This is a genomic window from Flavobacterium sp. HJ-32-4, from assembly GCF_022532105.1.
GTDB lineage: Bacteria > Bacteroidota > Bacteroidia > Flavobacteriales > Flavobacteriaceae > Flavobacterium.
Window position 1 is genome coordinate 2557350 of the sequence record NZ_CP092832.1, and the last position, 20364, is coordinate 2577713.

At 50.7% G+C, this 20364-nt stretch carries 17 protein-coding genes; 9 read left to right on the top strand and 8 right to left on the bottom strand.

Annotation, left to right across the window (positions count from 1 at the left end):
- Window positions 1–71 precede the first annotated feature (71 nt).
- The 4 genes from MKO97_RS10780 to MKO97_RS10795 are packed head-to-tail and all read left to right on the top strand — an operon-like array spanning window position 72 to window position 5657.
- Window positions 72–323 (top strand): DUF4834 domain-containing protein, encoded by a 252-nt coding sequence (locus tag MKO97_RS10780; RefSeq protein WP_241103229.1) that lies wholly within the window; start codon window positions 72–74, stop codon window positions 321–323.
- Between the two features lie 51 nt (window positions 324–374).
- On the top strand, window positions 375–2894 hold the full coding sequence (locus MKO97_RS10785) for a YfhO family protein (RefSeq protein ID WP_241103230.1): 2520 nt from the start codon (window positions 375–377) through the stop codon (window positions 2892–2894).
- Window position 2895: 1 nt separating this feature from the next.
- Entirely contained in the window at window positions 2896–4185 is a 1290-nt protein-coding gene (locus MKO97_RS10790) for a glycosyltransferase family 4 protein (RefSeq protein ID WP_241103231.1), read from the top strand.
- Window positions 4185–5657, top strand: coding sequence for a lipopolysaccharide biosynthesis protein (locus MKO97_RS10795; RefSeq protein ID WP_241103232.1), 1473 nt, complete (start codon window positions 4185–4187; stop codon window positions 5655–5657). The genes MKO97_RS10790 and MKO97_RS10795 overlap by 1 nt, the downstream gene beginning before the upstream one ends.
- Window positions 5658–5703: 46 nt before the next feature.
- Here the strand turns inward: MKO97_RS10795 and MKO97_RS10800 are convergent, their stop codons facing one another.
- The gene (locus tag MKO97_RS10800) at window positions 5704–6297 is read right to left on the bottom strand and encodes a hypothetical protein (protein WP_241103233.1); all 594 of its coding nucleotides are present in this window, start codon (window positions 6295–6297) and stop codon (window positions 5704–5706) included.
- A gap of 210 nt (window positions 6298–6507) precedes the next feature.
- Window positions 6508–9300, bottom strand: a complete 2793-nt coding sequence (gene uvrA, locus MKO97_RS10805; RefSeq protein WP_241103234.1) for an excinuclease ABC subunit UvrA — start codon at window positions 9298–9300, stop codon at window positions 6508–6510.
- Between the two features lie 322 nt (window positions 9301–9622).
- Here uvrA (MKO97_RS10805) and MKO97_RS10810 point away from each other — a divergent pair, with 322 nt between their 5' ends.
- On the top strand, window positions 9623–10207 hold the full coding sequence (locus MKO97_RS10810; protein WP_241103235.1) for an RNA polymerase sigma factor: 585 nt from the start codon (window positions 9623–9625) through the stop codon (window positions 10205–10207).
- 49 nt (window positions 10208–10256) lie between these two features.
- Window positions 10257–10400: a hypothetical protein gene (locus MKO97_RS10815; RefSeq protein ID WP_241103236.1), complete on the top strand. Its 144-nt coding sequence runs from the start codon at window positions 10257–10259 to the stop codon at window positions 10398–10400.
- A 15-nt stretch (window positions 10401–10415) separates the two neighbouring features.
- Here the strand turns inward: MKO97_RS10815 and nth are convergent, their stop codons facing one another.
- Window positions 10416–11081: an endonuclease III gene (gene nth, locus MKO97_RS10820; RefSeq protein WP_241103237.1), complete on the bottom strand. Its 666-nt coding sequence runs from the start codon at window positions 11079–11081 to the stop codon at window positions 10416–10418.
- Between the two features lie 110 nt (window positions 11082–11191).
- On the opposite strand from nth, the gene bcp reads away from it, so the two are divergent.
- Window positions 11192–11647: a thioredoxin-dependent thiol peroxidase gene (gene bcp / locus MKO97_RS10825; RefSeq protein WP_241103238.1), complete on the top strand. Its 456-nt coding sequence runs from the start codon at window positions 11192–11194 to the stop codon at window positions 11645–11647.
- Between the two features lie 9 nt (window positions 11648–11656).
- Here bcp and MKO97_RS10830 read toward each other — a convergent pair whose 3' ends face one another.
- The 3 genes from MKO97_RS10830 to uvrA (MKO97_RS10840) form a co-directional block, all read right to left on the bottom strand.
- A complete protein-coding gene (locus MKO97_RS10830) occupies window positions 11657–14464 on the bottom strand; it encodes an aminopeptidase (protein ID WP_241103239.1) in 2808 nt (935 codons plus the stop codon).
- 70 nt (window positions 14465–14534) lie between these two features.
- Window positions 14535–15263, bottom strand: coding sequence for a TIGR00730 family Rossman fold protein (locus tag MKO97_RS10835; protein WP_241103240.1), 729 nt, complete (start codon window positions 15261–15263; stop codon window positions 14535–14537).
- 142 nt (window positions 15264–15405) lie between these two features.
- A complete protein-coding gene (gene uvrA, locus MKO97_RS10840; RefSeq protein ID WP_241103241.1) occupies window positions 15406–18240 on the bottom strand; it encodes an excinuclease ABC subunit UvrA in 2835 nt (944 codons plus the stop codon).
- A 167-nt stretch (window positions 18241–18407) separates the two neighbouring features.
- Here uvrA (MKO97_RS10840) and MKO97_RS10845 point away from each other — a divergent pair, with 167 nt between their 5' ends.
- Complete coding sequence (locus MKO97_RS10845) at window positions 18408–18797, top strand: hypothetical protein (protein ID WP_241103242.1); 390 nt, start codon at window positions 18408–18410, stop codon at window positions 18795–18797.
- 29 nt (window positions 18798–18826) lie between these two features.
- Here the strand turns inward: MKO97_RS10845 and MKO97_RS10850 are convergent, their stop codons facing one another.
- On the bottom strand, window positions 18827–19246 hold the full coding sequence (locus MKO97_RS10850; protein WP_241103243.1) for an SRPBCC domain-containing protein: 420 nt from the start codon (window positions 19244–19246) through the stop codon (window positions 18827–18829).
- A 147-nt stretch (window positions 19247–19393) separates the two neighbouring features.
- Here MKO97_RS10850 and MKO97_RS10855 point away from each other — a divergent pair, with 147 nt between their 5' ends.
- Entirely contained in the window at window positions 19394–19837 is a 444-nt protein-coding gene (locus MKO97_RS10855; RefSeq protein ID WP_241103244.1) for a response regulator, read from the top strand.
- Window positions 19838–19953: 116 nt separating this feature from the next.
- Here MKO97_RS10855 and MKO97_RS10860 read toward each other — a convergent pair whose 3' ends face one another.
- The gene (locus MKO97_RS10860; protein ID WP_241103245.1) at window positions 19954–20220 is read right to left on the bottom strand and encodes a hypothetical protein; all 267 of its coding nucleotides are present in this window, start codon (window positions 20218–20220) and stop codon (window positions 19954–19956) included.
- Window positions 20221–20364 lie beyond the last annotated feature (144 nt).

A 20364-nucleotide genomic window follows, 5' to 3' on the forward strand; every position in this document is an offset into this window, starting at 1 on the left:
TTTATCATTTATTTAGGACGAAACGCGCTTTTTTACGGATGGCAATAGCTACCTTTGGAAAAAATTCGCTCATGCAGACGGCTACCTTTGCGAACCTGATCGAAACCCTTTTTTTCATTGTTGTTTTTTATTACCTCGCGAAGATCGTGGTGCGGATGTTTTTTCCTGTCGTCGTGAAGACGGTGGTGCGTAAGGCCGAAGAGAGCTTCCGCGAACAACAGCAGCGGCAGCAGCAAATGCACCGCGAGCCCACTCCCCAAAGTGAGCGTCCGAAAGAGCGCAAAATCGTCGGTGAATACATCGATTACGAAGAAATTGAGTAAGTTTGTGCAAGCCGGAAACAGTGGTTTCGGCATCCAACTTATTCGCTCCTGATGAAATTGTTACAGCGTAATTATCCGCACCTGCTGGCCTTTCTGGGCTTCGTTTTGGCGGCACTCGTCTACTTTTATCCCGTACTCCAGAACAAGACGCTTTACCAGTCGGACATCGCGCAATACACCGGGATGGCCAAAGAACAAAACGATTTCCGCGCCCGCACCGGCGAGGAGCCGTATTGGACAAACTCGGCTTTCGGTGGTATGCCTACCTATCAGGTGGGTGCCAATTATCCCCATAACTATATCAAAAAACTGGATGCGGTCATCCGCTTCCTGCCCCGTCCGGCCGACTACCTCTTTTTGTATTTCGCCGGATTTTATGTGTTGGCGCTCGTCCTACGGGCCGACCCGTTAAAGGCCTTTTTCGGGGCGCTGGCGTTCGGACTTTCGACCTACCTGATTGTTATCCTCGGCGTCGGACATAACGCGAAAGCGCATGCCATTGGCTACATGCCCCTGATGATTGCGGGTATTATACTGGTGTTCCGAAAACGCTACCTCGTAGGTGGTTTGTTGACATTATTTGCCACCGCACTGGAGTTGAATGCCAACCACTTCCAGATGACGTATTACCTGCTGTTCCTGCTGTTGATCCTTGGAGTGTACTATACGGTAGGATTTATCAAGCGGAAGGAATACCGCGAATTCGGGAAAGTGGCCGGTACTTTTGCCGTGGCCGTACTGTTGGCCATGGGTGCAAATGCTGCGAACCTGATGGCCACCTCGGAATACGCGAATTTTAGTATGCGCGGTAAATCCGAATTGAGTTTCAAACCGGACGGTACGCCTAATACGTCGGATTCTGCGATGGATTATGGGTACATTACCGAATATAGCTATGGTGTTGGGGAAAGTCTTGACTTGGTGGCACCGCGATTGTTTGGTGGTGGACACGGAGAAAAGCTCGGAACCGATAGTGCCGTATTTGATTTATTGAAGGCACAGGGTGCTACCGATGAAGAAGCATCCAGTTTTGCCGATGCTTATGCGGTGACCTACTGGGGCGACCAGCCTATTGTGGAAGCGCCGGCTTATATAGGGGTCGTGGTGTTTTTCCTCGCGATCCTCGGCCTTTTTACCGACCACCGCCGACTCAAATGGGTATTCTGGGGCGGAGCACTGTTGTCTTTATTCCTTTCATGGGGTAAAAACTTCGATGCCCTGACACGGTTTTTTGTAGATGTGGTGCCGTTGTATGATAAATTCCGGGCCGTTTCGTCGATACAGGTGTTATTGGAGTTGTGCCTTCCGGTGTTGGCCCTGATGGGATTCACCTCGTTTTTCCGGATGGACGCCGACAAGCGGTTTGCAGCTTTGTGGAAAGCTACGGCGGCCGCGGGTGGACTCTTCGTCGTACTATATTTAGGCAGCGGACTTTTCGAGTTCCGTTCGGCTATCGACGGTTCTATACGCGATGCATTGACCAGCAAGGACAACCCCACCTTTGGCGATGATTTTATCGAGGCCCTGCGCGAAGACCGACTGTCGATGTTCAAGTCGGATACGTTGCGATCGCTGCTGTTGGTACTCGCGGCAGCCGGTGCGCTGTTGCTGTATGTAAAGAATATTGTGAAACAACAATGGGCCGTAGTGCTGGTAGGATTTCTGATGCTGGCGGACCTTTTTGCCATTGACCGGAATTATGTTGATACGAAGGATAAAGGCGAAGACGGACGTCGCGGTTTTGTGAGCGTTTCCGAAATGAAACGACCGTTCACACCGTCGCAGGCAGATGAGGAGATTTTAGCGGATCCGGATATTTTCAGGGTGTATGATGTGCAGGGCAACCTGCAGGGAGAAACGTCGTTCTTCCACAAGGCGACCGGCGGTTACAGTGCCGTGCGTCCGCGTCGTTATGAGCAACTGTTCCAATACCAGGTCGATCCGGCCTTGCAGGACTTGGGTGCCATCATCGATCCGAATACCATGTCGCTCAAAAAGAGCATTCCTACGCTGAACGTTTTGAACGTGCGGTATTTGTTGTTGGCCCTTCGGGATGGCTCGGAAGCGAAAATCACCAACCCGTTTGCGAATGGCAATGCCTGGTTCGTGCAGCGCGTTATTCCGGTAACATCCGCCGACGGGGAAATCAAAGCGATGAAGGCCTTCGACAACCGGAAGGAAGCCATCGTCAATACCCGCGAATTCAAAGTCCCGGCGATGGCGGCTGATTCTACGGCGTCTATCCAACTCGATAAAGCCAGCTTCCAGCCGAACTACGCGAAGTATACGGCCAAAAGCACAAAAGGTGGCCTTGCTGTTTTCTCAGAAGTATATTATCCGAAAGGATGGAAGGTGTTTATCGATGGTAAACAAACCGACCAACTGATTCGCGCCAACTACGTATTGCGGGCGCTACCGGTGCCGGCCGGCAACCACACGATTGAATTCCGGTTCGATCCGGATGTGGTCAAAACCGGCGGCCTGATCCAACTTGTGAGCTGTCTGGGTATTTTACTTGTGACCGGCGGCGGCGTCTACCTGACGCGGAAAAAGCAACCTAAGTCGGAGTAGGGTGGAAGGCGCGCCCAAAAAGGTACTGATTGTCACCTATTACTGGCCGCCTGCCGGAGGTCCGGGCGTGCAGCGTTGGCTGAAGTTTGCCAAATACCTGCCGGATTTTGGTATCCATCCGGTTGTCTATATACCGGAGAACCCACATTATCCCTTAATCGACGAGGCGTTGTGCGCCGATATCCCCCAGAACATTACGATATTGAAGGGGAAAATCGTGGAGCCGTACGGACTCGCCTCGGTTTTCTCCCGCAACAAAACGAAGAAAATCAGTTCCGGATTGATTCCGTCGGATCGGAAGCAGTCGTTTCTGGAGCGTTTGTTTTTATGGGTACGCGGCAACCTGTTCATTCCGGATGCGCGGGTGTTATGGGTCAAACCGAGCGTTCGGCGTTTGGCGGCTTATATTGACAGGGAAGGAATCGACACTGTCATTACCTCGGGGCCACCCCATAGCCTGCACCTGATCGGGCTGAAGTTGAAACAGACGCGTCCGGTGCGCTGGATTGCTGATTTCCGCGATCCGTGGACGACCATTGGGTATCACGACAAATTGAAGTTATCCGGGTACGCCGCGCGTCGTCACAAAACACTCGAAGCGACCGTATTGAACACCGCCGATTTGGTAGTGGTCACCAGCCAGACGACCAAAGCCGAATTCCAGGCGCTTACGGCTACACCTATTGAAGTCATCACCAACGGATACGATGTGGAAAAAATCGTTCGTCCGCCGTTGGACGAGCAGTTTACCGTCGCGCATATCGGCTCGTTATTGTCGGGTCGGAACCCCATCCATTTGTGGGAAAGCCTGGCCGAACTCCGTCAGGAAGAACCCGGTTTCAAAGACGCATTTTCACTGAAATTGGTGGGAGCGGTAAGTCCGGATGTGCTACACACCATCCAGGAAAGCGGACTGGCGGATTGCCTGGATCTCAAAGGGTACCTGCCCCATGACGAGGCGGTGCAGGCGCAACGTTCGGCACAGGTGTTGTTGCTGATCGAAATCGATGCGCCGGAAACGCGGAGTATCATTCCGGGGAAACTGTTTGAATATATGGTCTCGGAACGGCCGATTGTAGGGATTGGCCCAAGCGGTTCCGATTTCGCAGCCATTTTAAAAGAAACCAATACCGGGACATTTTTTACTTATTCGGAAAAGGAAAAACTGAAAGATACCATCCGCCATTTTTTTGAGCTGTACAAAGAGGGCACGTTGAACGCAAATGGCGTGGGCCTGCAGCGTTTTTCCCGAAAGGCACTGACCGGTCAACTCGCACAACTTCTTCACTAATGGGTATCGTATTGAAACAATCCGCCGCCAACACGGTCGTAACCTACATCGGGTTTGCGATCGGGGCGGTCAATACGCTGTTTCTCTATACGACGATATTAGGTAAGAAGGACTACGGAATCGTCGGATTCATTCTGTCCGGCGGCGCGCTGATGATGCCGATACTGGCCTTTGGCGTGCACAATACGTTGGTGCGTTTCTTTTCACGCTATAAAACGGAAGCGGAACGGGAAACGTTTCTGTCCTTCATGTTGGTGTTGCCCTTGGTGGTCATCCTTCCGTTGGGACTTTTCTGTCTACTGGGCTCGGACTTCATCGTCCACAACCTGATGGCCCGCAACCCGACCGCGCAGCCTTTCCTTTGGACCATTCCGGCGATTGGTCTTTTTATGGCCTATTTCGAGATCTTTTATGCCTGGGCAAAGGTGCATATGAAGTCGGTGTTCGGTAACCTGATCAGTGAGGTATTGGTACGGGTGTTGGTGATGGCTGGACTTTTTGGGGTTTCCTATGGATGGCTGACGAAAGCCGAATTCATCGAGTTACTGGTGGTAATCTACGGATGCCAATGGCTGGCCATGATGCTGTTTGCCTTGTCGATCAAAAAACCGGTGCTGCGATTCGAAAGACCGAAAAACCTGAAAGAACTGTCGGTCTATTCGCTGACGACGATCCTCTCGGGCGGTATTGCCGTGCTGTTGGTCGAACTCGATAAAGTGTTATTGGGGATGTACGGACTGAACGAAAGCAACGGTATTTACAACATCGCGATTTTCATTTCTACTGTCATTGCGGTGCCCAGCCGGTCGATGCTGCAAATTATCGCACCGATTACAGCGAAGCTGATGAGTGAAGAGAAATACGACGAACTGAATGCGCTTTATAAAAAGTCGGCCATCACGTTACAATATTTCGGCGGGGCGATCCTGTTGCTGATTTTTCTCAATATCGAGCAGATGTACCGATTGATTCCGGGGAATTATGAGGCGGGTACCATCGCCATCTTCCTGTTGGGTGTCTCGAAATTCTACGATGTGATGTTGGGGAATAACAATGCCATTATTCTCAACACCAAGTATTTTCGGAGTGTATTGGGTTTTGGTGTGTTGCTCGTGGTGCTGATGATTGTGCTCAACATGATTTTTATCCCGATGTATGATTTTACCGGGTCGGCGTTGGCAACGCTACTGTCGGTTATGTGCTACAATACCGTCAAGTTGTGGTTTGTGGTACGCAAAACCGGATTGTATCCGTTTACCGTAAAAACGCTGTGGTCGTTGGGTATCATCGGCTTGTTGTTCGTGTTGTTTTTCTTCTGGGATTTTGGCTTTCACCCGATTGTCAATATCGTGCTTAAATCGGCGCTGGTGCTTCCGTTGTATGTCGCCCTTAACTATGTTTTGAAGATTTCGCCGGATGTCAATGACTTATTCGGAAAGATACTCGGGCGCGTAGGCTATAAGCGGGCATAAAAAATCCCGGGGGTGAACCCGGGACTTCCCATCATCAAAACACAATCTATTTTTTCTTGTCGTTTCCACGACGGTAGTAGTACTCGTCGGTGTAGTTCGGTGCGCCCGTTCCGCAGTTGGCCGGACCGTAATAACTGTTGTCGTAATAGCCGTAGCCGTCGTCGCAATAGCCGTTTACACTTCCGATCCGGTCGACGATCTGGCCGCGTGTGTTGTAGACCAATCGCAGGTTTCCGACCTGGGCGAGGGCGAAGCGGTTGTAGGTCATATATACCGTCCCGATTCGTTTGATGCGATCAAAGGTATCATAGTTGACGAAGACATTGCCAATCCGGCGGACCCGGCCTTTGGCGTCGTGTTCGATCCGCACCCCTTCGACCCGTATGTTGGCAGGGGCACCGTAGGTAGTGTTGACATTGCGGCGTCCGCTTTGGCGGTAGTAGACGTCGCTTCCGGTAGACGGCTCGGTGCTGAAATCAAACTGGCCGTCGGCGAAGACGAAGAAACGGATACCGCGTTCTACGAATTCAATTGGTTCAGCGTCGGCTGGGTTCACAGGATACCTGTCGCTGGTTCGAACGCTTGCAATAGCGGTTCCGGTCATAAGGATGCTGGTCATCAGGAGGGTAATTGTTTTCATGATTTCACAATTTGACAGTTGCCTACTCTGTTCACTTTTCGGCTGCCGTGCCGCCGTCTTCCGGCTTAACCAGGACTTTGCAAAACGCGTGCCACGAAATCGATTTCGCGTTCCGTGTTCGGATATAAAAAAACGATTCCCTTGATAATCAAGAGAATCGCTATAAGACTTTATCGTTACTTTAACAAAAAAGATTTTATTAAATAACCGTCATTTTTTCAATTTATCTATTAAATACTTACCGATTTCGGATTTAGGATTCTGGACGATCTCTTCCGGTGTACCCGCCGCGAGCAGTAAACCGCCGTTTTCGCCGCCGCCGGGCCCGAGGTCGATGATCCAGTCGGCGCATTTGATCAGGTCGGGATTGTGCTCGATGACGATAATGGAGTGCCCACGGTCGAGAAGGGCATCAAACGACTTGAGCAGTTTGTTGATATCGTGGAAGTGGAGTCCGGTAGTCGGTTCGTCAAAAATGAATAGTGTTTTATCCGAGTTGGATCCTTTCACCAGGAACGAGGCGAGCTTGATCCGTTGCGCTTCGCCACCGGAAAGGGTAGAAGAGGATTGTCCCAATTGCACGTATCCCAGTCCTACATCCTGCAACGGTTGTAGTTTCTGTACGATTTTCGTTTGCTTCGTCTCGCGGAAAAACGCTACGGCATCGTCAATGGTCATCGTCAGGATGTCGTCGATGTTCTTTCCTTCAAACTGTACCTCAAGGATTTCCTTCTTAAAGCGTTTGCCGCCACAGGTGTCACAGGGTAACTGTACATCGGCCATGAACACCATTTCGACGTTGATGGTTCCTTCGCCTTTGCAGGTTTCACAGCGGCCGCCGTCTACGTTGAAGGAAAAATGCTTTGCCTGGTAGCCGCGGATCTTCGACAGCTTTTCCTTGGCGAGAACGTCGCGGATGTCGTCATACGCCTTTATATACGTCACCGGATTTGATCGGGAACTGCGACCGATTGGGTTTTGGTCAACATATTCCACTTGCTGTACTTTGTGGTAGTAGCCCTGCATTTCCGAGAACTGTCCGGCTTTTTCACCCACACCGTCGATCTTTTTCAGGAGGGCGGGGTAGAGGATTTTCTTGACCAGTGTACTTTTCCCGCTTCCGGACACACCCGTAATTACCGTCAGCATTTCGAGTGGAAAACGGACGTCGAGGTTCTGGAGGTTGTTTTCGCGGGCGCCGAGGATGTCGATATAGGTATTCGACTTCCGTCGTCTTTCCGGGACTTTGATTTCCAGCGTGCCACCGAGATAGCCTGCGGTAAGCGAATCACTTTTCAGGATTTCGTCAAAACTGCCCTGTGCGACAAGCTCCCCACCATGTGAGCCGGCTTCTGGTCCGATATCAATGATTACGTCGGCCGCGCGCATGATGTCTTCGTCGTGTTCGACTACAATGACTGTGTTTCCGAGGTCACGAAGGGAGATAAGGACCTCTATGAGTCGTTCTGTGTCTTTTGGATGCAGGCCGATGCTGGGTTCGTCGAGTATATACATCGAACCAACCAGGCTGCTTCCGAGGGAGGTCGCCAGGTTGATGCGTTGCGATTCACCGCCCGATAGGGAAGCCGAATTCCGGTTGAGCGTCAGGTAGTCGAGTCCGACATCCGACAAAAACTTCAGGCGGTTGTTGATCTCCGTCAGCAGTCGTTTGGCGATTTTGTTGTCGAATTCGGATAATTCCATCCCACCAAAAAAATCAACCAACCGTCGGATGGGCATATCGACCAGGTCGGAGATGGTCTTGCCGTACACCCGCACATTATCGGCTTCGGGCCGCAGGCGTTTGCCTTTACAGGCGTGGCATTTTGTTTTTCCGCGGTAGCGCGACAGCATCACCCGGTTCTGGATCTTGTAGTTTTTCTCTTCGAGTTCGCGGAAGAAATCGGTGAGGCCTGTAAAATAGCTGTTTCCTTTCCAAAGCAACTCCCGTTGTTCATCCGACAACTGGAAGTACGGTTTATGGATGGGGAAATCAAAGCGGTAGGCGTTGTTCACTAATTGGTCGCGGTACCAACTCATGCTTTCGCCGCGCCAGGCGTAGACCGCGTTCTCGTATATCGACAGGGAGGTATTCGGTACCACCAGCGTCTCGTCGATCCCGATGACGTTGCCGTATCCTTCGCAGACCGGGCAGGCGCCATAGGGATTATTGAAACTGAACAGGTGGACATTTGGCTCAGGGAACGAAATACCGTCAAGTTCAAATCGATTGCTGAACGACAGTCGGGTAGGACCGGCGGCATCCTGCAGGAACAATTCACCTTTTCCTTCAAAGAAGGCTGTCTGGACGGCGTCGGACAGACGGTTGTAGAAATCTTCCTCGTGGCTGACGACAATACGGTCGATGATGAGAAACAGTTCTTTGGCGGAAAGGTGTTCTTCCGACATGTCTTCAATACGGAGCATCTGGCCGTCGGCGAAAATCCGGGCAAATCCCTGTTGGAGTAGGATAGACAGTTTTTCTTTGAGGGTGCGCTTTCCTTCGTCGACGATGCGGGCGAGCAGGAGCCAGCGGCTTCCGGCTTCAAAGGTTTTGACCGTCTCCACTACATCGGTGACGGTGTGTTTGCGCACCTCTTGTCCGGATACTGGAGAAAACGTCCGCCCGATACGCGCATACAGCAACTTCAGGTAATCATATATCTCCGTTGACGTTCCGACCGTTGAGCGGGCGTTGGTCGTATTCACTTTCTGCTCGATGGCGATGGCGGGCGCGATGCCTTTGATATATTCGACTTTTGGCTTGTCGAGTCGCCCGAGAAACTGCCGGGCATACGACGACAGGCTTTCGACGTAGCGCCGTTGTCCTTCCGCGTAGAGCGTATCAAAGGCGAGGCTCGATTTTCCCGAACCCGAGAGTCCGGTAATGACAACCAGCTTGTTGCGCGGAATGGCCACATCCAGCTCTTTGAGGTTGTGCATGCGGGCCCCTTTGATAATAATATGGTGTTTCGGCTCGAGTGCCGTGATGTCGGTTTTCATAGGTTGAACAAGCAATTTTTGGGAAGTAGGGTCTTTGAAAAAAACCGTTGCGCAAAGGTAGCGAAAAGGGGGGAAGGGGAAAAACGAAGCCAATCCGTAAATTCCTACGAATTGAAAATCATCAGGATTTGGCCGAAAACGATATCGTATCTCATGTAAAAGCCGGATTATTATACAAAATATGTTAAATTTTATTTCGGACGTTGTGTTTTAGAAAATGTTTATATTATATTTGGCTCAACATTAATCTTTAATTAACAGCGCCTATTCCGCAACATTACTTTTTAGTTTTATCTCAATCAAAAACACTAAAGGTAATCGTATGGCTCTTGTTAACACCCCCGACGCTTTATTGGTATCGCAGTACGTGGCAGGAGACGAAAGTGCTCTGGCCGCACTCATCAACCGTCACCAATCTAAAATTTACGGTTTCATCTACTCGAAAGTAGGTGATCATGATGTATCCGATGATATTTTCCAGGATACGTTCATGAAGGTCATCCGCACGCTGAAATCCGACTCGTATAATGAGGAGGGAAAATTTCTTCCGTGGGTGATGCGCATTGCACACAACCTGGTGGTCGACCACTTCCGTAAAGGGAAGAAGATGCCGCTTTTCCGGGAAACGGAAGAGTTCTCTATCTTTTCCGTCCTTTCGGATGATGTTCCGAACATGGAGGCGCGTATGATCACCACACAGGTGGAGAAAGACCTGAAGAAACTGATCGACGAACTCCCGGAGGACCAGCGCGAAGTGCTGATTATGCGGATCTACCAGGACTTAAGTTTCAAGGAAATTGCCGAAGCGACCGACGTTTCCATCAACACGGCATTGGGGCGGATGCGGTATGCGTTGATGAACCTCCGAAAACTTATCAACAAGCATCAAATTATTTTGACCAATTAATACTAAGGGGCGCGCTTCTGCGTTTTAATGCCATAAACAAACACCTGTTATGGCAAAACTCTACGCGAAGAAACCTGTGGCGGCCCCGAAGATGAATCCTAAGAAAGAGACTGTTTCGTTTTTATTGAATTATTCCAAAGCGCTTACCGTACTCAAAGTAGGTAGTATCAAAGTCGAGCACATCGCCAACTAAAAAGAAAGCCCGCTGTTATTTGACAGCGGGCGTTTTTTTGGCCCATTCCCGAAGGACTTCCTTTCGTCCGATCGTTCGGGTAATGAGGTCTTTATCGAGGTTGAGTCCGCGGGCAGGTGAGAATTCCCTGCCGTAGAAGATGATCTGTAGGTGCAGGTCGTTCCAGCGGTCTTTTGGAAACAGCTTTTTCGCATCCCGTTCTGTCTGCACAACGCTTTTACCATCCGACAGGCCCCAGCGCCACATCAGTCGGTGGATATGGGTATCAACGGGAAAGGCCGGCACGCCGAACGCCTGCGACATGACAACGCTGGCGGTTTTGTGCCCGACGGCGGGAAGTGCTTCCAATGCCTCAAAATCAGCCGGCACCTGTCCGTCGTATTGATCGAGCAGTATGTGCGACAAACCGTATATCCCTTTTGATTTCATGGGTGAAAGTCCACATGGGCGGATGATATCCTGTATCGCGTCCTGCCCCAACCGCACCATCGCCTTCGGGTTATCGGCTTTCGCGAATAATAAAGGCGTGATCTTGTTTACCCGTTCGTCGGTGCATTGTGCCGACAGCAATACGGCAATCAACAGGGTATACGGGTCTTTATGGTCGAGTGGAATGGGTACTTCAGGGTATAATTCCTGCAGCGTATCCATTACAAACGTGGCTTTTTCTTTCTTCGTCATGGTGTAAAGATACGGCTTGTGGGAATCCCGATGCAAGTGCTGTGGCGGACCCTCTATTCAGCAATTGTTAATTCACATGCGTTGAGGATTTCGCGGTGTATCTTTGTCACATGACACGATTCAAAAAAGGCGATAAAGCGCCAGATTTTACCGGTATCGACCAAGACGGGGCCACACATTCACTGGCTGATTACAAAGGAAAGAAGTTGGTCGTTTTCTTTTATCCAAAAGCCAATACACCTACCTGTACGGTGGAAGCCTGTAACCTGTCGGACAACTACAGCCGCCTTGAAAGCGCGGGCTATTCCATTTTAGGGGTAAGTGCCGATACGCAGAAAGCACAGGCCGGTTTCCGGAAGAAATTCGGGTTCCCGTATCCGCTGATTGCTGATGTCGACAAGTCGGTGATCCAGGCGTTTGACGTTTGGGGACCCAAGAAATTCATGGGACGGCTGTTTGACGGCATCCACCGCACGACGTTCGTCATCGACGAGAATGGTGTTTTGGAAGATGTCATCACTGATGTAAAAGCCAAGGAACACACAAACCAGATCCTGGGGAGTTAGTCGTTTTCCTTACAACCATTTCCGGGTAAACAGCGTAAACAGGATTTTCGGATTGAGCGTGAGCATAATCCGGACACGCTGTTCATACCCTTTTTGGGCGATTTCCCATCCGTTATTGGAGTAGACCGGGAAATAGAGTTCGAAGTAGTCTGTCACCAGGTTCAACCGAATCCCGCTGTCATAGACAAATTGCGTCGGGATGCCCTCGTTTTTCACAAAACCGATATCGCCGTAGGCTTCGATCCAGTTCCAGATGTTGAAGCTGACGTTGGCCGTGGTCAGCCATTTGTTGGCGTAAGGTGTATCCAGTATCGATTTGAAGCCTCCTTCCGCAATGATGATCTGGCGACTGAAGAAGCCGCTGGTTTCCGAACGTCCGTAATACTCGAAGTCGAAAAGGTAATCGGTCGGACGGTCGAGTGCAAAGCTGAAGAAGTCGGAATCGGTATTGCGATAGAGGAAGGTTCCGGCAAAAAGCCGCAGGTTGAACTGTCTGTTATCATTGAACAAACGGCGGTAGCCGTATTCCCCGAAAGCTTTCCCGAATTGACCGGAAAACTGTAGGTCGGTGGTAAAGCCGTGGTGACGAATGGTTTCCGTCCTCGAATCCGTATAGCGGATATTGAGCACGTTGTAGTTGATCGTTTCCTCGTCGGGCAACACGATATTCGATTTTTGCCGGTCGACCATTACGTTGCGGATCAACAACAATTGCTGGCGGTTGTCGCGGAACGTACTTGGGCGAAAGCGCATCCAGATGGCGGGATTGAGTTTGGTATACCGGGCGTCGGGCGCGTAGTGGTAGACCGAACCGGCAAACTGGTACCGGATGTTATAAAGCCGCGAGTCGCGGTTGTTCTGGTTGACAACGAAACTGAAGTTGCCGATCAGCGATTGCTGTTTGAGCGACCAAATCGGGGTTACGTCGAACATGAAGGGCTTGTCGAGAATGGTGCGGTTGTATACGCGAATCCCGGGCGAGACACCGTCGTAGATATTGAAAACAGTGGTGGGAACGTATAATAACTGGTTGTAATGCGGGTTTTCCAAATCCCGGAAAAAGGTGAACTTGAAGGGTTTGTCGCCTAAACGGAAGGGCCGAAGGGAACGGTAGTTGTTCCGGACATTCATTTCCGGCATTTCGCTTTCGTGGTTGATGGCCAGGCGGTCGGCACCCATTCGTGCCATCGTAAGGGTACTGTCGGCCTTAATGTCGGTAATCCAGGTTTTGAAGACGACTTTTTTTCCTTTGAGTCCGTAAACCGGCACCGGTGCCACGACATCCGATTTATTGCGAATGGTGAAGGTGACCGAGTCTTTCGTTTTCTGTGAATCGATGAACTTGTAATCGGCGATTTTGCGGGTGCTCACCATCGTATCAAAGAACCAGTCGACTTTTTTGTTGGTATGGGTTTCCAATAAGGACCGGAAGCTCGGCGTCGCTCTTTCCGATTGGTTCGCTTCTTTTAAAAACGCGCTAATCGTAGTGGCCAGGTTTTCCGACCCTATATACGAGGCAAGATAGCGGAAGTTGAGTCCGGACCGGTATTTCGTCGCGATCTGTTCGTTGAATTTAATCAGGTCATTCTTCGGCTCGCCTGTCGCCTGGTCGAGGTTCTTTCGTGCCATCAGCATGAAGAAATAGCTGTATTGTTCGTTGAAGGGAAGCTGCGTAATAGTGTAGCCTTTCAGCAACTTACGTTTCGATACATTCCCCATCATCTTCGCATCCGGATAGAACGCGTCCATATACCGCATCATGGTATACACCTGGATGCCGTCGTAGAGCCAATGGTCTTTTCTCGGATCGAGTTTGAGCGTATTGCGCAGGTAGGCGTTGAGATAGGTTTTGAGGAATTTGATTTCGTAAACGAAGTCATTCTCAAACGGACTCAAGAATGCCGGTAACTGGTTGAGTCCGTAAAACGGGTTCCGTTCGTAATCGGCCTGTGACACAACGATGTCGCCATACGGATAGCGTCCGAGGCTGTCGGCTACGAACTGCGTGATGCGATCGATGATGAGTGCTTTCGATACGGCGTCAACTTTTCGCGCGGCCAGATCAGTCGACACGACACCGGTGCTATTCCGGAACTGTTCGAAACGCGTTTGCGCATCCAGCCAAATACCGAATCCTGTACGGGCGCGGCCTTCGAGTTCAAACGATGTGCCGGTACCCCTTACGTCGAGGTCGGAAAACACCCGCCGTGGTTTTGTGAGCGTTAATGTCAGACGGTAATCGATGGGGGCATTGGCGATATCATCCGTATTTTCATTGCTGTAGCGTACAAAATCGGATCCGTCGAAACGGGCGGGTGCCAGGAAACAGTCGCGCAGGTAAAAACTGCCGGTGTTGCTGTAGCCAAAATGGGTAAAATCGTCGTTGGGAAGTTTGAGCAGATACCGCAAGGAAATCGTCACGCGACCACCGGCCGGCAGGGGAGCGGGGAGGGGTATTTCGATCACATCCGGATGCTCTTTTGACCTACGAAAGGAGACCGCCTGTCCGGCTATCGTCACTGACAGTTCCGTCGAGCCGCGTTCACGGGCTTTAGACAGGTGGAAACTCCGCACGAACTCATTCGAGAACCGCCGCGCCAAAGGTGTATCTTTTCCCGAGTAGGCGTGGTTCCAGTCGTTTACTACGATATACGTAAGCGTTTGTCCGGTCGTATTCTCGAAGTCCAGTTCCTGTTCTACCGCCGCCGTATGTGCGTCCACGTCTATCACGGCTGAAAGCTGCGTGCGGTGTTGGGCCCAGGTTCCAATAGAGGATAGGGTACAGGCAAGCCACACATATAGATACTGCTTTCTCAAAACGACAAACTGACACTTGGAGGATGCGGATCCTCGTAAAAGGTTGGCTCGTGATAGGACGTCACGAACGTTAGAAGTTCGGGCTCAGGGTGTACTTTTTGTAGAAATTGTCGAGTACCTCCACGACTTCTTCCTCTGTGTCGACGATACGGAACAGGTTCATGTCTTCGGGGCTGACCGTCCGAAATTTCTCCACCAGTACTGATTGTACCCAATCGAGTAGGCCCTGCCAGTATTCCTTCCCAACCAGAATAACGGGGAATTTTGCCACTTTCTTCGTCTGGATCAGGGTCAACGCCTCGAACATCTCGTCGAGTGTGCCGAAGCCGCCGGGCATGACGACAAAGCCTTGGGAATACTTTACGAACATGACTTTACGCACGAAGAAATAATCGAAGTTCAGGTTTTTATCCCGGTCAATATAGGGGTTATAATGCTGCTCAAACGGCAGTTCGATGTTGAGTCCGACCGACGTGCCGCCGCCCTGATGGGCCCCTTTGTTGCCGGCTTCCATGATACCCGGGCCGCCGCCGGTAATTACGCCGTAGCCCGCGGCGCTGATTTTATGCGCAATGCGCTCGGCTAATTGATAGTAATGATCTTCTGGCTTGGTACGTGCCGATCCGAAAATCGAAACGCAGGGCCCGATCCGTCCCATGGTCTCAAAACCATTTACGAATTCGGCCATAATCTTGAAAATCGCCCACGAATCGTTCGTGCGGATTTCCTGCCAGGTTTTTTGTTTCAATCGGTCACGAATGATTTTGTCTTCGTCGTTATCGAAATCTTCTAAACGCATAGTTTGTAATTAACAATGAACAATTAACAATGTACGATGAACAATGGTTGGGGGGGGCGCTTAACATCCAAAATTAAGAATCAGCCTCTATCCTGTTTCCTAACTCCTAATTCCTAATTCCTAATTTTCCGCCCAAACCCGGCTAAGATAACTCTTTTGTCAGAAAACGCGCCGTGTGGCTCTTTTTATTTTTGGCTACCTGCTCGGGTGTTCCGACCGCCACCACCTGTCCGCCGCCTTTACCGCCTTCGGGTCCGATATCGATGATATGGTCGGCGAGTTTGATGACGTCGAGATTGTGCTCGATGATGAGTACGGTGTTGCCTTTGTCGACGAGTTTGGTGATCACTTCCATCAACACCCGGATGTCTTCGAAGTGGAGACCGGTCGTAGGTTCGTCCAATATATAAAAGGTGTTACCGGTGTCTTTCTTGGCCAGTTCGCCGGCGAGCTTGATTCGTTGCGCCTCGCCACCTGATAGCGTGGTGCTTTGTTGTCCGAGGGTGATATAGCCCAGGCCGACATCCTGTATGGTTTTGATCTTTCGGTAGATTTTCGGGATGTTCTCGAAGAATGGTACCGCTTCGTCGACGGTCATATCCAATACATCCGAAATCGACTTGCCTTTGTAGCGGATCTCGAGCGTTTCGCGGTTGAAACGTCGGCCCTGGCAGGTCTCACATTCCACGTAGACATCCGGCAGGAAATTCATCTCGATGGTACGCACACCCGAACCTTCGCAGGTTTCGCAACGGCCACCTTTGACATTGAAACTGAAACGTCCGGCTTTGTAGCCGCGTATCATACTTTCGGGCGTCATGGTGAACAGGTTCCGGATTTCAGAAAATACGTCCGTGTATGTGGCCGGATTCGAACGGGGCGTCCGCCCAATCGGGCTTTGGTCGATGTCGATGACTTTGTCAATATGTTCGAGTCCCTCGATTTTCTTATACGGCTGCGGCTTTTTCACCCCATTGAAGAAATGCTCGTTCAGGATGGGGTAAAGCGTTTCGTTGATCAACGTCGACTTTCCGCTGCCCGACACACCAGTTACGCAAATGAGGGTTCCGAGTGGTAGCTCAATGCTCACATTTTTGAGGTTGTTCCCTGTCGCACCTGAAAGTTTGAGCTTTTTGCCATTTCCTTTCCGGCGTTCTTTCGGGATTTCGATTTTCATCGTGCCGTTCAGGTAGCGCGCGGTCATGGTATCACCCGACAACAGTTCCTTGGGTGTGCCGGCACTGATGATCTCGCCTCCGTATTTCCCGGCCTTGGGTCCGATGTCGACCACGTAATCCGCGCGCTCGATCATGTCTTTGTCGTGTTCGACCACTAATATGGAGTTTCCGATGTCGCGTAACGATTCGAGTGAGGCGATGAGTTTTTCGTTATCACGTTGGTGGAGTCCGATACTCGGTTCGTCCAAGATATAAAGGACTCCCACGAGTTGCGACCCGATCTGTGTGGCCAGTCGGATGCGTTGGGCCTCGCCACCTGATAGCGTCCGGGAACCCCGTTCGAGTGCGAGGTAGTCGAGTCCGACATTCATCAGGAAGTCGAGTCGGTCGCGGATTTCCTTCACGATTTCCGTCCCGATGATTTTCTGTTTCTCTGTAAGGTGTGCGGGAAGATCGTGGAACCATGCCGTCAGGTCGGAGATGTCAAACGCCGACAGCTCCGCGATGTTTTGTCCGTTTACCCGAAAGTACAGCGCCTCTTTTCGAAGACGGCTTCCGTTGCAGACGGGGCACTTGATTTCGTCCATAAATTCCTTGGCCCATCGCCGTATCGTCGACGATCCGCTTTCATCGTATTGGTTCCGGATGAATTCTGCAATCCCTTCAAATTCGATTTTATATTCCTTGGTAACGCCTAACGTCTTCGATTCGATGGCGAATTTATCGCGTCCGCCGTTGAGGATGATATCGATGGCTTCTTCCGAAATCTTTTCAATGGGATCCGTAATCTTGAATCCGAAACGCTCGCCGATGATCTCCAATTGTTTGAATATCCAGGAGGGTTTGTATTCTCCTAACGGCGCAAAACCACCCTGTTTGATTGACAGTTTCGGGTTGGGGATGATCTTATCCAGATTGATTTGGTTCACCGTCCCGAGTCCGCTGCAATGTTCGCAGGCACCCTTCGGTGAGTTGAAGGAAAAGAGGTTCGGTTCCGGGTTCGGGTAGGAGATACCGGTAGACGGGCACATGAGGTTCCGGCTGAAAAACCGAAGCGTATTGTCGTCCTGGTCGAGCACCATCATCACATTGTCGCCATGGTTCATCGCGATGCCAATGCTGTCTGACAGGCGTTTGTCGACTTCGGCGCTGTCGTCGACGGCAATCCGGTCGATGACGATTTCGATGTCGTGGGTTTTGTACCGGTCGAGTTTCATCCCGGTGGTAATTTCCTTCAGTTCGCCGTCGATACGTACGCGCACGAAACCCTGTTTGGCGATCTGTATGAAGAGCTCACCGTAATGCCCTTTCCGTGCCCGCACGACTGGGGCCAGGATGTTGATGCGGCGGCCTGCAAACTGCGACAGGATGAGTTGTTTGATCTGTTCGTCACTATAACTCACCATTTTCTCGCCCGTGTTGTAACTGTAGGCGTCGCCCGCCCGGGCAAAGAGCAATCGTAGGAAGTCGTAGATTTCGGTAATAGTGCCCACGGTCGAACGCGGACTCCGGCTCGTCGTTTTCTGTTCAATAGCAATAACGGGTGAGAGTCCGTCAATCTTATCCACATCCGGACGTTCGAGTCCACCGAGGAACTGCCGGGCATAGGCCGAAAACGTCTCCACATAGCGGCGCTGTCCCTCCGCATAAATGGTATCGAAGGCCAGTGACGACTTGCCCGATCCCGAAAGGCCCGTAATCACGACCAACTGGTCGCGCGGAATGGAAACGTCTATATTTTTGAGATTGTGGGCGCGGGCGCCTAGCACCTCTATGCAGTTATCGGTATCAGGTTTCATAGCGAGGAAAAACGAAGTGCAAAGGTACGGGTTTCACGGGTGAAAGTAAAGCCAGACGAAAGAAGGCTTTCAGGTGCTAAAGACTAAAAAAATGCTAAATTTTGATGCTGCTTAAACCCCAATGGTAGATTTGTATCTTAGAAGCAGAAATTAGAAAAACAATCATTATGAAAAACGTCAGAACTGTTCTCGCTGCCTTCGCCGTTTTGTTTGCCGTTGCCGGCACGCAGGCGCAGGAACTTAAGAAAGCAACTCCTAACCGTGCTGCTATGAAAGCGGCCAAAGAAAGTGTGGATGCGGAGCTGAAACTCACGCCTGAGCAAAAAACCAAAATGGATGCGATCCGTAAGAAGTATGTGGAAAAAGCACGTGACCTGAAAAGCAGTGAGCGTGAGGAGCGCCGCAAGCAGATGATGGCGCTGCACGATGAACGTGATGCTGAAGTAAAAGCCATCCTTACGGAAGAACAATACAAAAAGTTCATCGAGTTCCGCAAGAAACGCAAGGAAGAGATAAAGGAAAAGATGGAGGAGAAGCGAAAAGAAAAGGTTAATTAAGAAGGAGCCGCTCGATTGAGCGGCTTTTTTTATGCAAGTTCGGCGACATATCGGCTAAATGAATCGAGTATGGCCTGCCAGCCCATTTTCTGCATCTCGCGTGGGTTTACGTTTTCGGGTTCGAACTCTTCGACGATTTCCGTTTCGTCCGCTACTTCCGAAAAACGCACCGACACCCGTCGGCCATCATCGATGGTATACGCGAGATAGGTAGGCGCTTCTACGTCGGTGTAGGTTCCGCAAAAGGCAAACGACACACTGCCGTCGCGGGCCGCCATAAGAAAGCGAAAGCGTCCTCCGACAACAGGATCGTTATCGGCTTCGGGGGTATGCCAATCCGGTGAGGCATTATTCCAATTGATAATGTCGGCAGGGCTGGTCCATCGTTTCCATACTTCCGTCAGTGAAGCAGGAGCGATGGTTGAAATACGAATAGGAGCGTTGTCCATGGTAAAGAAAATAGGTTGGCGGAAATGTACAAAAAACATCCGATTCGAAAATCCTGTAACAACGTCGTAGAACCGTGTAAGGAGAAAATCCGTACATAATAGCAAATTTGTAAAAGAACGGAAGCAAAACCCTGACGGACGTGAATCATGTATGAAAGTGCCAACATCCGTATACTGCTTGCCGACGACGATGGTGACGACCGCTATTTCTTTCGAACTGCATTGGAGGAAATGGACTTGACATCAGACTTTTCGACGGTGAAAGACGGACTCGATCTCATGGGGTATCTCCACAAGGCCGACGCACTTCCGGATATTTTGTTCCTTGACCTGCATATGCCGAAGAAGTCGGGTTGGGAGTGCCTGCGCGACATTCGAAGCAGTCGGAAATTCGACACTGTCTGTATCGCCATCTATTCGAATCTTGGTTCGGAGGAACAGGTTGAGGAGATACTTGACGAAGGCGCCAACATCTACTTCAATAAACCGGATGGGATGGAGGGCATCAAGGAAATGATACGGCAGGTTATTCGGGTGTATCGCTATTACCCGAACCTGGGCGCCGATGAAGAAGCTTTCTTCTTCAGTTGATTTTGGAATCATGTTTTGTTTTGTTTTAATACGCCGAAGCCCGGACACTTGTCCGGGCTTCGGTATTTTAGTCAGGACCAAAAAAAAGCGGAAGTATCTCCGCTTTTTTCTCCTGGTTAACGAGCTACATCGTCTGGCCCGGTGCGTTGGTCAGGCTTTGTAGCCGCCGGATCCGCATCGTGGCGCTCGTCGGTGGTAAGTGAATCATCGTCGTCGTGACCGATAAGGGCATCGAGCGGTCCGGTGGGATCCGTCTTTTCGTCGGAGGCCGTACTTTCATTTTCCGCATCGAAGTCGCTGTTTTTGCCATATGGGTCCGAAGCCCCGAAATCGTGCCGGTTCTGGTTTTCCGTGTAGTCTTCACGGTTTTTGTCTGTGTGCATACGCGTGGTGTTTAGAACTGGCCCAACAGCCAGTAGATGATGACGAATACAATGATGGTGCCGAGGCATCCACCGCCGAGTTTTGAGGCGCCGTAGCCGGCGATGAGAGATTTGAAGAAGCCGTTCATGTGAAGGAGTGTTGAG